At 34.8% G+C, this 15096-nt stretch carries 12 protein-coding genes and 1 tRNA gene; 3 read left to right on the top strand and 10 right to left on the bottom strand.

Annotated elements, in window-relative coordinates; translation table 11 throughout:
• Positions 1 to 69: 69 nt before the first annotated feature.
• The 3 genes from AAEO57_RS01885 to AAEO57_RS01875 all read left to right on the top strand — a co-directional run bounded on the left by AAEO57_RS01885 (position 70) and on the right by AAEO57_RS01875 (position 4425).
• Positions 70 to 144: transfer RNA gene (locus AAEO57_RS01885), tRNA-Val, on the top strand.
• A 145-nt stretch (positions 145 to 289) separates the two neighbouring features.
• Positions 290 to 3256, top strand: coding sequence for a TOTE conflict system archaeo-eukaryotic primase domain-containing protein (locus tag AAEO57_RS01880; protein ID WP_423972135.1), 2967 nt, complete (start codon positions 290 to 292; stop codon positions 3254 to 3256).
• A gap of 59 nt (positions 3257 to 3315) precedes the next feature.
• Positions 3316 to 4425, top strand: a complete 1110-nt coding sequence (locus AAEO57_RS01875; protein WP_341688968.1) for a PDDEXK nuclease domain-containing protein — start codon at positions 3316 to 3318, stop codon at positions 4423 to 4425.
• A 301-nt stretch (positions 4426 to 4726) separates the two neighbouring features.
• Here AAEO57_RS01875 and AAEO57_RS01870 read toward each other — a convergent pair whose 3' ends face one another.
• From AAEO57_RS01870 to AAEO57_RS01825, 10 genes are all read right to left on the bottom strand, one after another.
• Positions 4727 to 5923, bottom strand: coding sequence for a porin (locus AAEO57_RS01870; protein ID WP_341688967.1), 1197 nt, complete (start codon positions 5921 to 5923; stop codon positions 4727 to 4729).
• A gap of 30 nt (positions 5924 to 5953) precedes the next feature.
• Positions 5954 to 7006, bottom strand: coding sequence for a type II asparaginase (locus AAEO57_RS01865; RefSeq protein ID WP_341688965.1), 1053 nt, complete (start codon positions 7004 to 7006; stop codon positions 5954 to 5956).
• A 1056-nt stretch (positions 7007 to 8062) separates the two neighbouring features.
• Positions 8063 to 8431, bottom strand: a complete 369-nt coding sequence (locus AAEO57_RS01860; protein WP_341688963.1) for a hypothetical protein — start codon at positions 8429 to 8431, stop codon at positions 8063 to 8065.
• A 183-nt stretch (positions 8432 to 8614) separates the two neighbouring features.
• Positions 8615 to 8998: a hypothetical protein gene (locus AAEO57_RS01855; RefSeq protein WP_341688961.1), complete on the bottom strand. Its 384-nt coding sequence runs from the start codon at positions 8996 to 8998 to the stop codon at positions 8615 to 8617.
• 14 nt (positions 8999 to 9012) lie between these two features.
• Positions 9013 to 9543, bottom strand: coding sequence for a hypothetical protein (locus tag AAEO57_RS01850; protein WP_341688959.1), 531 nt, complete (start codon positions 9541 to 9543; stop codon positions 9013 to 9015).
• A gap of 304 nt (positions 9544 to 9847) precedes the next feature.
• Positions 9848 to 11128, bottom strand: a complete 1281-nt coding sequence (locus AAEO57_RS01845) for a bile acid:sodium symporter family protein (protein WP_341688957.1) — start codon at positions 11126 to 11128, stop codon at positions 9848 to 9850.
• 134 nt (positions 11129 to 11262) lie between these two features.
• Entirely contained in the window at positions 11263 to 11925 is a 663-nt protein-coding gene (locus AAEO57_RS01840) for an aspartate/glutamate racemase family protein (RefSeq protein WP_341688955.1), read from the bottom strand.
• Positions 11922 to 13304 (bottom strand): four-carbon acid sugar kinase family protein, encoded by a 1383-nt coding sequence (locus AAEO57_RS01835; protein WP_341688953.1) that lies wholly within the window; start codon positions 13302 to 13304, stop codon positions 11922 to 11924. Before AAEO57_RS01835 ends, AAEO57_RS01840 begins: the two co-directional genes overlap by 4 nt.
• Positions 13304 to 14545, bottom strand: coding sequence for a ribulose-bisphosphate carboxylase large subunit family protein (locus AAEO57_RS01830; protein ID WP_341688950.1), 1242 nt, complete (start codon positions 14543 to 14545; stop codon positions 13304 to 13306). Before AAEO57_RS01830 ends, AAEO57_RS01835 begins: the two co-directional genes overlap by 1 nt.
• Before the next feature lie 131 nt (positions 14546 to 14676).
• Positions 14677 to 15039 carry a DUF2200 domain-containing protein gene (locus AAEO57_RS01825; protein ID WP_341688948.1) on the bottom strand — a complete coding sequence of 121 codons (363 nt, stop codon included), beginning with the start codon at positions 15037 to 15039 and terminating at the stop codon, positions 14677 to 14679.
• Between the last annotated feature and the right edge of the window lie 57 nt (positions 15040 to 15096).

Genomic DNA, 15096 nt, shown 5'->3' with positions numbered 1-15096 from the left:
TTTGCAGAACTCAAAAACTAGCGTATATTTGCACTCGCAATCACGAAATGATAGCAACCTAATAAAATAGGGCGATTAGCTCAGCTGGTTCAGAGCACCTCGTTTACACCGAGGGGGTCGGGGGTTCGAACCCCTCATCGCCCACAATAATTTAGAAACCTCCAAAAGCATTTAGTTTTGGAGGTTTTTTTATGGTTCGAAAAAACAGCTCATTTTCCATACACCTCGAAAAACTTAGTTCATGCCTTTGTTTACTATATTTGACTAAATTTATTCAAAAATCGAAACAATGTCTTCTGCAGAACCATCGGATACAATCCAACTATTCAAGTCTATTTTTATAGGGAGGGATGATGTATTTGCAGTTCGTTGGGAAAAATTTGGAAAGTCTGGCTATATGCCAGCTTATCAATATGACCTATATCATTATCGGGTACATAAAATGAATGGAGGTACTTTTCAGAACTATCCTCACAAAACATATCTATCACTTACTGAGACCGAAATCGATAAACATTTAAATGGTATTCAACAAATTGGAATCTATCCATTACTACAGGATAATACGTCTTGGTTTCTAGTAGCTGATTTTGACAAACAAAACTGGAAAGAAGAAGCCGTTGCTTTTCTAAAAGCTTGCATGAAGAAAAATATTCCTGCCTACTTGGAGCGTTCTCGTTCTGGAAATGGCGGACACGTTTGGATATTTTTCAACCAATCTTATCCGGCAATTAGAAGTAGAAAGATTTTTATTTCTATTTTGGAACAATCGGGAGCTTTTTCTCTGTTAGACAAAAGTTCCAGTTTCGATCGATTATTTCCTAACCAAGATTTTCTTTCAGGGAAAGGCTTAGGCAATTTGATAGCCCTGCCATTTTTTAAACCCGCAATGAAAAATGGAAATAGCTGTTTTATAAACCCCGAAACATTTGAACCGATAGCTAATCAATGGCAATTTTTGAATAAAATAGAAAGAGTTCCAGTTGAAATATTAGAAAATTTGTACCAAGAAATTACAACAACACAAAATCTATCAATTCCTAAAAGAAACAATGGCAGATTATCTATCATACTTCAGCAAAACATCTGTATTCAAAGAGATGGATTAACTACTCTGCTAATTAATTATCTTAAAGAAGAATTGAATTTTGCCAATTCGGAATTCTTTATCAAGAAAAAATCGAAAAAAAATACTTTTGGAACAGAGCGCTATTTTAAACATGTTGAAGAGACAGAGACTAAAGTCATCATTCCAAGAGGTTTTATTGGAAAATTACTTCGTTTCTGTATAAATCAAAATCTCGAATTTGATTTTAAGGACAGTAGAAAACGAAAGGACGAAATATCTTTCTCATTCAATGCAACATTGAGAAAGCATCAAAATAAAGTTGTTGAAGCTTCATCAAAAAAAGATTTTGGAGTTATCGTGGCACCTCCAAGTTCGGGAAAAACTATTATGGGATTGAAGATTATCGCAGAGAAAAAACAACCTGCTTTAATCATTGTTCATCGCAAACAATTATTGGAACAATGGCAAGAGCGAATTCAGGCATTTCTTGGGATTCCAAAACATGAAATCGGTATCATTGGACAAGGCAAAACGAAAATTGGTAAGCAAATCACTATTGCAACAATTCAAAGTTTACCTAAACAGATTGAACAAATACACGATCAGTTCGGGACTATCTTGATCGATGAATGTCATCATATTCCCGCCGAAACATTTCGAAACACTATTGAAAAATTAGAAACATTTTATCTCTATGGATTGACTGCAACGCCATTTAGAAAACACAATGATGACAAACTAATTTTTATTTTTATTGGAGAAATAATTTCGGAGATTAAAACTTCTGACATTGAGAACTTCAAACACGCTCAGATTATTGTCAGAAATACTGATTTAGATATTCCTTTCAATTCAAAAACAGACAATTTTGAAACACTTTCAAAGATTTTAGTGCATGATTCTGGAAGAAATAAACTAATCGTAAATGACATTAAAAATGAACTCTCAAAAGGAAAGCGAATTGCCATTATAACCGAAAGAAAAGAGCATATTGATTCACTTTATCTTTTTCTAAAGCAGTCTTATGAAGTCGTTACGTTAAGTGGAGAAGATTCCGCAAACAACAGAAAATCAAAATGGCAAACTTTACAACAAGGCAATTTTCAGGTATTAATAACTACGGGACAATATTTTGGTGAGGGCTCGGATTTGTCGAATATTAATTCCTTGTTTTTGGTGTATCCATTTTCTTTTAAAGGTAAGTTGATTCAATACATAGGTCGCATACAACGTTCGGAAATAAGTCCAACAATATATGATTATCGGGATATCAAAATTGATTATCTAAATAAACAATTTTTGAAACGAAACACATATTACCGCCAAATAACCAAGCAAGCAGATTTGCTTGATGAGCCATCAGAATCAATATCTGAAAAGCAAAGTTTGGTAATTGAAAAACAAATCAAAATCGCTATAGATGATTTGGATTTCAGATATGGCAATGTCGGTTTAGAATATACAGATAAAGAAAGTAACCAACGATTTGTTTTTGAAATAGAAAACGAAGAATTCAGACCTGAATTTGAAGTTTTGAAACCTTATTTTATCAAAATTTTAAATTCAAAATCTATCACAATAGATATTTATGCTGAATTAGAAAATGGAGTGATTTTATCGCAATTGGCAACTTCTAACGACATTGAAAAAATCAATAAAGAAATAGTTGAAAGCGTGAAATTCCAATTTTTGAATAAAAATTTCATTAATCAAATTCTGACATCAAAACAAAATATTCTTACAACAAACGAATTGCCCAAAGGCCAAAATATTTATGTGAATGTAGAAGGTATTTTGAATGATTTACTAAAAGGGAAACAATACAAACATTCACAACATATTCATTTTTTAGTTAAAATACACGAAAGGAATTTAATGAAGTTAAGATTTGTTCTACAGCCTTTTTCATTCGTCTTTTTGATTGCTGGAGAAAAAAATTATCACATCATTTTAGAAACTTTAGATACTGAAGAAGCTACTTATATTTGGCATATAGAAAAAAGGAAATCGTTACTGCTTGACGCAATCAAACAAATAGACAAAGAGTTGAATATTATTCGAGAAAAAGGACGACAAACTTATTTAGAAACTTTTCCGAAAAACTTTTCAAGAATTGTTCATGATTATTCAGACAATAACAAAGGATTTACGGCTTGGAAAGGACAATTGGAAGAACGGTTAGTTTAAAATGAACCAATCTACTGAAATTAATTGTGATAATATTTTTTTGAAAAGCTAAGAGAATAATGATTAATCAAGGCCTTACAATAAAACAGCAGAGCACTTTTTCCTATATTTGTCAATACGAAATTACACCTTTTTATATGAGTAATGAAATTATCCAGAGCAGCGATTACAGAGATTGGTCAGTATTTATTTTAAACAAAATAAAGCGTGCCCAAACCCAAACGGCATTAAAGGTTAACACTGAAATGCTCACGTTGTATTGGGAAATTGGAAATTCCATCATCGAAAAACAACAACAGAATGGTTGGGGAAGTAAAATCATCGACCTTTTAGCTAATGATTTGACTCATAATTTCCCCGATAGCAAAGGTTTTTCTGTTCGAAATCTAAAGTATATGAGAGCTTTTTCTGAAGCGTACCCTCATTTTCCAATCGTGCAAGTACCGCTTGCACAATCGGAAAATGAATTTGTGCAAGTGGCACTTGCACAAATAACTTGGTATCATCATATCAGTTTACTTACCAAAGTAAAAGCCACGGCAGAAAGAGCATTTTATATAGCTGAAACAGCCAAAAATGAATGGAGTAGAGATGTAATGCTTTTGCAGATACAAAGTAATTTATACTTACGAAGCGGAAAAGCATTAAATAATTTTAAGCAAACTTTACCCGAATACCAATCGGATTTAGCAAAAAGTATATTCAAAGACCCTTATCATTTTGATTTTTTAATGCTTTCCACTAAAGTAAAGGAACTCGAAATAGAAAAACTTTTGACACAGAAGATTACTGATTTTTTGTTGGAACTGGGAAAAGGATTTGCATTTATAGGAAGACAATATACTATTGAAATTGACAATACTGATTATAAAATTGATTTACTTTTTTATCATGCCATTTTACACGCTTATGTTGTTGTCGAACTCAAAGCAGGCGAATTTATGCCTGAGTATGTTTCTAAACTTAATTTTTACATTAGTGCCATTGATGATAAACTCAAAACACCAACTGATGAGCCAACAATAGGTTTACTACTTTGTGCATCAAAAAGTAACATAAAAGTGGAGTATGCAATGCGTGGACTTGATAAACCTTTGGGAGTAGCTACCTATCAATTAGAACAATTGGTTAAAGACAATATTGACAAAATGATTCAAAACAAGGAATAATAACCGAAATAACATCAAATGTTTCTTAATGGCATAAAACCTAATCCTATTATATCGAAAGTTTCTTTAAATCATGTGAAAATTGTTCGAAAACAGGTTCTTAAGGACCACCAAAAACTCCTTAAGAAATTAAGGTTTTTTTTTATACATCTATTTTTATTTGATCACTCTTAGATTGGATCAGGATCAGGTTCAAAAGTTGAAGATTATGCAAAAAGATTAGATAATCTGAATAGAAACAAAGCCGCCTAAACATAAATCTAAGCGGCTACTTTTTATTTTATTTGTTAATTTAATTGATTTAAAGCACCAATAAAGGAGCAACAAATCCAAATGCTAAAAGACCGGTTGTATAATCTTTTACCCCAAAAGCATTTTCAGCATAGCTGGTGTAATCGTACTTTCTGGCGGTGTAAGCCAAATAAAATCTAATATTGAAATCTTTAAACGGCATATACTGAATCGTTGGAATTAATCCGTAACTGGTAGACAGTTTATCCTTCGCATTTGGATCCGGATTGTCTTTCCAGGAATGATTACTGTTCATTACCGTTAAAAGCAAATTAATTTTAGGATTTACCAAATATTCGGCTCTAACCCAATTCTCCAGATACACTGCCTTTTGAGCTGCATAAGGATATTGACTGCTGATGATGTTTGAAACGATTCCTAAACGGTCAAGACCTTCATTACTGTATTGAAAATCATAATAAATAACCAATTTATTCGAAGTGAATTTATTCCCAAGCGCAATATAGTTCATGTGGGCTCCCTGTGCTTCATTAAAGAAACTATAACTGTAAGTCGTTTCAAATTTTCCTCCAAAAAATTTACCTCTCCAGTTTCCTACCAGAGCCAATGGGTATTCTGAAGGAGTAATATTAGGTGGAGCTGTTGCCCCATATTGCTCTTGGTAGGTTTTGGTACGTGAATTCAGCGCCTGAAATGTAAACGTATGATTTCCGTTTTCCAAAGTATGAGATACTCCGGCTCCCACTAAAAAGTTATCTGCATATTCTATGATATCATTATAAGTTAAGATATCTATTGGGTTAAAATCAAATTCGTATCCTCCCCAATCGGCACAAAGTTTTCCAAAAGATATATTTGTTCTTTTGGATAAATCTACCCTGACAAATGCAAGATCAACCGCCCTGCTTATATTGTCAAGATTTCCAGGCACCGGCTCTCTTGTATATCTGTTACGGAATCTGAAATATACTTTATCATGAATTTTCCCTTTAACTTCAAATCGAAGCTGATCTACATTAAAATGAGAAAGATCGTGATTGCCATCTGTAAAATAGCTATTATAAGCCATTCTGGAATTAAAAATAACATCAACATCTCTTAACAAAGATTGTTTTGAAACCGGAATTATTGGCGTGATACTATCAATAAGATGATTTCCCTCCGTTGTCTGCTTTTCCTTTTTAGCTTGTCCTAATACTATTGCTGGAAAAAGCGCAATTATCAAATAGATATAATATTTTTTCATAGTCAGGATTTTTAAAAGTCTTTCAGACCATTAATAGTCAAAGAAATTTTGTTGAATTTTAGCTCTGTCAGAGGTCTCTGTTAAAGAAAGCATCAATAAAACCCTTGCTTTTTGCGGATTTAAATCATCTGAAACCACAAAACCCAGTTCGGCATCCTTTACTTCATTATCAAGTGTAATTCTTCCTGATCCGGCTCGGGCAGAACGACAAACTACAATTCCTTTTTTAGCTGCATCTGCAAGGGCTTTTCCAACTGGTTCCCCAAAGTTTCCGTTCCCCATTCCCGCATAAACAATTCCTTTTGTGTTAGGAGTAATTACACCTGTAACACTTGTTGGACTTGCATCAGCGTATCCGTACACAATTTCTACCTGTGGAAGCGCATTTAATTTAGTAACATCAAATTTTTTCGAAGGGTTCCGTAAAGACTGATAGTAGTATTTTACTTTTCCGTCATAAATTAAACCAATAGGTCCAAAATTACGGGATTGAAAAGTTTCGAGATTAGTCGTACTGGTTTTGGTTACATCTCTGGCATCAAAAATCTTTTCGTCCATAGCAACGATTACACCTCTTGATTCACTTGCAGAATTACCGGCAACCATTACAGCGTCAAGTAAGTTTCTGTTTCCATCCTGACTCATTGCTGTGGAAGGACGCATAGCTCCGACAATCACAACCGGTTTACTGGAATTCACAGTTAAGTCTAAAAAATATGCTGTTTCTTCCTGAGTATCTGTCCCGTGAGTCACTACAACGGCATCAGCCTGATTTTTGGCGAAAATTTCATTTATTCTTTTAGATAACTTCAACCAGGTCACCACATTCATATCCTGACTTCCTATTGAAGCAATCTGTTCTCCTGTGATTTTTCCATAATCATGAATTTGCGGAACAGCATTCAGCAAGTCATCAATAGGCACTTTTCCTGCCGTATAAGCAGCTTTAGTAGAAGAATCCCCAGAACCGGCAATCGTACCTCCTGTTGCAAGGATGATAATTCGTTTGGAGCCTTTAGAAGTTTGAGCATTCACTGTTAATGTCAATGCAGACAGAAACAATATTGAAATAATTTTTTTCATGGTTACATTTTTTTATTAAACAATTTTGGCATTCTATCTAAATTCATTTTTGGTTCAATCTAAAAGATTTGATGTCAGATTGAAATTATTACACTTGTCCGGCTTTTATATTATTCTACTTTTCCCCATATATGTAGTTTTTTAATTAAATTAATTAGTATAGATCATCCCTTACAAACAGCTAAAACACAATATTACAGTTCGTTATTTACTGAAAAACAACAACTTAAACCACCCATGAAAATCATGAGCTCTTGCTGGCTATTGCGGAAATTGAATAAATGAATAGTTTTTGTTAACATTTCACTATATAATTTTAAAAACAGTATATAATTAATCTAAAACTTGTTCTTTAAATTTATAAAGGGCATATTGCTGCTAAATCAAAACATTTACAGCATATAAGATTTATTGTTATGGCACTAATCTTAATGTATTCTAATAAAATATCGGAGACAGTATCCAAAAAACAACAGTATTTGGATTTTCAGAAAGCATAGCTGTAAGCATAATGTGAAATTTTTAAACACTAATAATTCACAATATTTACTTAAGCTTTGACTTAAAAACAAAAATGTAAAGGCGTATATTTTTATTTCAATACATTAAAAGTAATAATTTTTTTAATAATTTTAACAAAAAAATAAAATAAAATACTGACAAACAATAAATTACCATTTAAAACATATCTAATTCAACCAAAGTTAAGGGGAAGTTGTTAATGAATTAATAAAACAATGAATCAAGTAGATCGCATTTCTGTCCATCTTAACAAACATTAAGAATAAATAAACCAATACGTTTTATAACTATACATCAGACTTATATTTTTTTAAAACTTAGCAGTGAATCTTCTAAATATTTTCGCCATTAGCAAAATTTTTTTATTGCAAATTTTCATCAGTTTGAGTGATTTTCGTTATAAAACATATCGACAACAAAGTCTATTTACTAAAACGGTTCTCAATACATTTTACACTTCATTTTTCAAAAGAAAAAGCCATAAAAAACTCCATTAAAAATAATGGAGTCTGCTGTTTAAAATTTATTTTAATATTATATTTTGTCGAGTGTAATTTTCATCTCTTTGCTTTCGAGTATCAATTTATCTTCTGTTATTGTACTTTCGCAAGGATAAGGCGTTCCCGTTTCATCTTTAATAATCAGGCTTTTTCCTCCTTTTGTTAAAGCATAAGTCCCATCTGTTATTTCTCTCTGTAAAAAACCTGTTACGTGTCCATCCTCTGTAAACGTCAACATTCCGTTGGTCAGAATTGCAGTTTTTGCAGAATCCGAAAGAGGCAGTTTTGGTTCAACAGCCGTAATTTTCCAGGAATTAACCAATTTGTCACGTTTTTTATGACATGAAACTATTAATACGGCAAATAATAAAATCCCATAGATAAATAAGTTAGATTTTTTCATGATTTTTTGATTATAGGTTAAACACGAAACAAGTTACAAAAAAATCAAATCCAAAATACTTAAAATCAATTATTTACAAAATAATAATCAAATTACAGTTTTCCCTTGCATTTACTGGCAGTTTGAGACTTTTATGAACTTTGAAAAAACCTTTTCACACTATCTTTCTCATAATGAGCATGTTTAGTTCAGCTTAAAAACATCTTCGTATTTAATATAATCTTTCCTACTGATTACATATAATGGAGTTCCGTTTCCATCTTTAATCAATCCTATACTTTCATCATCTGATTTAGGAAAGTTTATTTGATAATTTCTTCCGTCAGCCAGTTGGATTCCGTAAGTCGAGACAGAATTTTCAATTTGCACAGAATTTTGACTGTATTCAAATTTTTCTTTTTTACCAGTACTGTTTCTAACAGTGAAATCTTTGGCATTAAAAAACAATTCAAATTTTGCACCATTAGAATCTGTAGCTTTCCAAGAACCGCGATAGGTATCCGAACCACTGCATCCAACTAAAATTACTGCTAAAATCCCAAGCAGGGCAACACTGATTTTTTTCATTTTTATTTGTTTTATTATTTAGGATTATAAGATTGTATACTTTTTATTCTGATTCCAAAAAAACAATCGTCCATACATCCCTCAGGCAGATAGCCACATGACGAAATTAATCCATTGTTTTTTGCTTCAAAATAGACTGTTGCACCTTCCCTTTTAATCAGCCATTCTTTTTCTGCTTTATTATAGATTTCATCTAATGTCAGTGCTGCTGCACCACTTTGATGGGTATTTATTTCATTTTCTCCTTCAGTCCATTCTAATGGTACATTATCAGGAATGCTTTCGGTATTTCCGGTATATTTAAAATACCTCTGAATTATTTTTCCTTTTGAAACTGTTATTGTTGTTTCCCAACCGTATGCCAGAAAAACAGACCCCGCCGGGACAACATACTGATATGAATTGGCTGAAGATTGTTTGAAATGCAGCCAGGCTTTCTGGCTTTTTCCGAAATCATTCTCATAGTTTAATTCATCGTCTGCCGAACACGAAGACATTAAACTGGTAATTAGTATTAGGGCAATAAAGTAAATTTTGGTTTTCATAATTTTTTGATTTTATATTTCATTATATAGATGAAAATCAAAGCATTTAGTTGCGTATGCATTAGCAAACTTATCTTCCTAAAGCCTACAAACCAAATGGATCAATATATTTCGCTGCGAATATAATACTATTTTTATTACAAATTCAGTATCTTAATTTAACCCAAATTTTCTCCTGAAAACTAATTTGCACAAGGGATGAAAATATAATGTACAGCCTCCCGATAGCCATCAAGCTTATGCCCAAATTATAAAACTGAATTTTATAAAAAAACTCAATCGATGAAATGCAGTTGTAATTTTTTTAATGTGTATCAGGAGCGATTTCCTCTTCGGTATTCCCTATTTTTCGCCAGTAATTAGCCAGCAAAGAACCCGAAACATTCATCCACGGGCTAAATACCGCTGAGGCCAGACCAACTGTCGCCAGCTTGCCCATAGCACCTGCTAATCCGGAAGCCATACCGCCGTTTTGAAGCCCGACTTCGAAAGCGATGGTCTGACTGCTCTTTTTGTCGAGACCACTTAATCTGCTGAGCCAATAACCAAAGAAATAGCCTGCTCCGTTGTGCAATACTGAAGCCAGGAATAATAAGAAACCTATTTGAATTAAATTATCTCTTCCTGCTGCAGTGGTCACCAAAGTAAAATAAATGATTCCGAACATGGAGAAATAAGGCATAATCGCATCAATTTTCGGATATACTTTATACAATAAATGATACAATGTTCCCACGATAAAAGCGCCACAGCTGAAATTTACGATTTCTAAAACATGAGCAGCTGTAGTATCATCTGCAAATGCAAAAACATTTCCGAACACGACAATTGCCAGCCAAATCATTGAGATAAGGGTCAGAATATAAATCCTCTTTTTAGCTAAAGAACCATAATTTTTCAGAATATCATGAATCATAGCTGCTGCTAAAGGCACAAGAACAATCTTAATAATTTCCATCATCATGTTGAAAAAATGCACCTCAACCAAAGTTCCGGCAAATATTTTCATCAAAAATGGTGTCATAATAGGTGCTACCAAAGTAGACATAGCCGTTACGGTTACGGACAAAACCAAGTTTCCTTTGGCAATATAAGTCATTACGTTAGAAGCCAGTCCGCTACTGCAGGAACCTATAAGGATAATTCCGGCGGCGATTTCAGGTTCGAAGTCAAATGTTTTGGCGATTAAAAAACCCATAATCGGCATGATGGTAAAATGTCCGAGTAAGCCAATCAGAACGCCTTTACCTGACTTTCGAATACCTGTAAAATCTTCAATACTCATTTGAGTTCCCATTCCAAACATCACCAGCTGAATGATAATCAGAATAAGCCATTTGTTACGCATATCGAAACTACCTACGTGCAGGAAAAAATCTGGATAAATCAATCCGGCGCAGACTGCGGTAATAATCCAAAAGGTATATTGATAACCACTTAATATTCTCACATGTCCTGCACCAATGGCAATACTCGAAAACCCAAGAATTAATCCTAATTTCCAGATGATTTCCGTTTGCTGTAACCAGCCTAAACCGGCAGCAATAAAAAATACCGGAACAGCCCAAAGAAAATATTTACGCATACAAATGAGTATTAAAACATGTTATTTTTTAAATCTTTTATTTTAAACCATATAAGTTATATAAGTCAATATAAGTTGTTGCCTTTTGCGTATAGCTTAATGAACTTATATAACTTATATGGTGATTTTTTTTGTTAGAAATAAAGTTCCGCCAGTTTTTTCATGGCAATGGCAGGGCTCGCCAAAATTGGAACCAGTTTTTCATCTGCGCTTAAACCGTCAACTACTCTTGCCATTGAAGCCTGTGCCAAGACAATTACATCTACTTCTTTCATTAATTCTTTCAGGGCTTTGGCTACCATTACATCATGTTTTGGAGCATCTCCGCTCATTAAAGCTTCAAAAGCGCCTTCGCACAATTTAGATGAAATCGTTACATTTTTACCCGCCAATTCAGCTCTACGCTGCACCAAATCGCTGGTTGGTTCCAAAGTTGTTGGCAAAGTGGCGATAACACCAATTTTATTTCCAATTTGAACTGCTTCATCCGCCATCGCCTGATCTACACGAATCACCGGAACTGTTGCTAATGTTGCAGCCGTTTCGATAGCTCTGCCAATAGACGAACAGGTTACCAAAACTACATCGGCTCCTGCAGCTTCGGCAGCCTGAACGTGGCTCACGACTCTCGCTGCCGTATTCGGCATTAATTTCCCTTTTTTTATTACATCTTTTATCAGACTGTCATCGACGATGTTGAACGTTTCTGCACCTTCTAAAAATTCACTGCTTAACTGCTGAAATAACGGAACCAATGTTGCCGATGTATGTACAAAACCTAAAACTTTTGCGCTCATAATTTTTCTCCTTTTAAAACTTTTATAAAATAATCGGCGGTACCAACTTGTCCGCCTTTAAAATTCATTTCTATTCCGTTTACCCATTCATTGTCCGAAACAGCCTTGCAAAGCGGTGCTCCAGGGGCAATTGGAGCTATCATTTCCAGCGCCAGAATACCCAATTCAGAAGCAGAATAACTTGAAGTATCACCACCTGCAAAAAGGATTCTTTTCAGCGGAACGGCTTTTAACACCTCATTCGTTATTTGCCCCAAAACACTTCCATAAATACTACTGCATTGTTTCTGAATTTCGTCTGCCGAAAAACCTTTTGCCTTAAAATACGCTTCGGTTTCCCCAATACGCGGATCGTTTGAACCTGTACTGGTATGTAAAATTGTGCTTTTTCCGTTATTGAAATTCCTGATAATTTCAGAAACAGCATTCTTGATAATTTCATTTTGATACTCGCTGTCAACTGCTTTGCTTTCTAATGCAATTTCCTTAAATCCGTTTTCAAGTGCATATTCGATTTGTTTAGAAGTTACCGGCGAACAGCTTCCAGATAAAACTAGTAAAGGCGAAACTTCTCCGGGAGATTCAAATGTGATTTTTTCTCCAATGACTTTTTCGTCTTCCCAAGTCAGCCCTAATGCCATTTCGATTCCTGATGAACCTACAGAAAACAATGTTTTTTCGTTTGCCAGTTGATTGAAAACACTTCCTATTGTTTTGAGATGCTTCTGATTGAAACCGTCAAAAAACAGAATTTCGGCCTGGTTATTTTCAACCGCTTCAAGAACTTCTGAAGTTCCTTTTTCGATTGTGGTTAAATTGACAAGACTGATTGATTTGTCTGTTTGTTTTGCCAGATGCAAAGTCAAATCGCCTTCCAATGCTGGAGTAACCGGATGTTTACTCATCGAAGGATGTCGGTCGATACGATAAATCTCTCCATTGCCAATAGTTCCCATTCTGGCAAAAAGGTTTCCGAACACACAAAAACGCCCCAAATGCGGTGCTGATGGCGAAACCAAAACAGTCTTTTGATTGAAAACTTGGCTTCCAATTTCGATTGCTTTTCCGATGTTGCCAACGTGTGGTGCAGAATCGAAAGTGGAACAGACTTTATAATGAAAATGATTTGGGGCAAAACTTTTCAGATTTTCAAAGGCATTACAAAGTTCTGTTTCCATTTCCGAAGGTGACATCGACCTGCTTTTTCCGGCCAGACCAATGGCCTGAATTCCCGGAAAACGATCTAAGTCTTTTTGTTCTGGTTTTCGAAGAAAGAGAACGGTTTTCACTCCGGCCAGCGTTAGGAATTCAAGGGCATCCGTAGAGCCCGTGAAATCGTCGCCGTAATAAGCCAAAAGTAATTTATTTTTTAAATTCATTACTTTGAGAATTTTTTAACCGATTCGGCAAATTCAGGATATTTTTGGGCTGATTCTTTGACAGACAGACCGTCAACAGCTCCCTGCCAGGCTTGCTGCAACGCATTTACTCCGGCTTTTGGCCCCATTGGATGCGCCAAAATTCCGCCACCGGCCATATACAGCAAATCGGTAGTCTGGGTTCTTCGGTAGGTTTCTACGGCTTGTCCTCCCCATTGTCCTGATGACACTACTGGTAATATTTCATATCCGCCTAAAAATGGCTTTAAACAGGATTTTATCGAAGTCACAACTGAATCATCCGATTCCCAAAATTTATTCTGGATTCCGTTTACGTGCAGTTGATCAACTCCTGCCAAACGTTGAATTTTTTGATAAGCCGGAAATTCAATTCCCAACAGCGGATGCCTGTTCAGCATTCCCCAGCCGTTTCTGTGACCGTGAATGACAAGTTCGCCCTGATCGCAGATTTTCTTTGTTCCTGAAAGCCCTACACTGTTGATACTGATCATCGCACAACTTCCTTCTTCCTTTTTAATTAAATCGTATTTTCGCTGCATTTCGTCAATTTCATCACTGATATTGAAGGCATACATTACTTTTTTACCTGTCTTTTGTTCGTTGTCACGAATGACTTTCATAATCGCTTTTACACGGTCATCAAAAAACGAATTAGCAGCGGACCCCATCAATTCATCATCTTTGATAAAATCGATTCCGGCGTCGATCAGTGATTTAACTAAAACAGCGGTTTCATCAACACTCATTCCGATACTTGGTTTTATGATCGTTCCAATCATAGGCCTGTCTGTAACGCCACAGGATAATTTAGAACCTTTGATTCCAAATTTTGGGCCTTTGAAATGAGTTGCGAAAGAATCCGGCACTTCAAAATCCATTAGTTTTAAACCGGTAAATTGTGTGATTTCGTATAGATTTCCTTGTAAAGTACTAATTAGAACCGGCAGATTATAACCGAAATTCTCTATTGACCAGCTTACTTTTACTCTTGCTTTCTGGTATTTTTTTCCCGGAATACTTCCTCCCGGAATGGATGGCTCGTCTGCCAAATCCAATAACTGAATATCTTCGACACGCGCAGCAAAACGTTTTTTCAATTCTTCGGTTTCTCCCGGAACAGACACAAAGGTTCCTGATGACTGTTCACCCGCCAAAACTGCCGCTGCCCGTTCTACCTCATAAGGGGTTTCGATAAGATATTCCGCAAAAACTCTTTCCATTGTTCTTCATTTTTTTAAGAAATTCTAAATAAATGAATTTATAGGGAGTAAGTGTCCTGCTGTGTGCTGTATGGAAGAAGTTATTTTAACGAAATAAAAATTAATTTTCTTTTCTTTTATGACAAAAAATATTAAACTCGTAAAATCTTTTCCTTTTTTTTGCCTTTTGCCAGTTCATCTACCAATTTATCTAAGTAACGTACCTGACGCATCAACGGATTCTCGATTTCCTCAATGCGGTACCCGCAAATTACGCCCGTAATTAAAGAAACATTAGGATTGAGACTGGCTTTTTCAAAAAAATCTTTAAAGGTTGTTTTTTCATCAATCAATTCTTGTAATTTCTTTTCGTCATATCCGGTCAGCCATTCGATTACCTCATGCAATTCACCTATGGTTCTCCCTTTTTTCTCCACTTTAGTTACATAATGTGGATAAACCGATGCAAATGCCATTTGGGCTATGCGTTCATTTTGTTTGTCGTTAGGTGTCATAAGCTTTTTGAATTACGAATTAATCTGATTACCAACACGAATATAGGGTTTCCATGT

This window comes from Flavobacterium calami, assembly GCF_038290035.1.
GTDB classification, from domain to species: domain Bacteria; phylum Bacteroidota; class Bacteroidia; order Flavobacteriales; family Flavobacteriaceae; genus Flavobacterium; species Flavobacterium calami.
The sequence above is the reverse complement of the archived record's forward strand: the minus strand, read 5'-3'. Positions and strand labels throughout refer to the sequence as shown.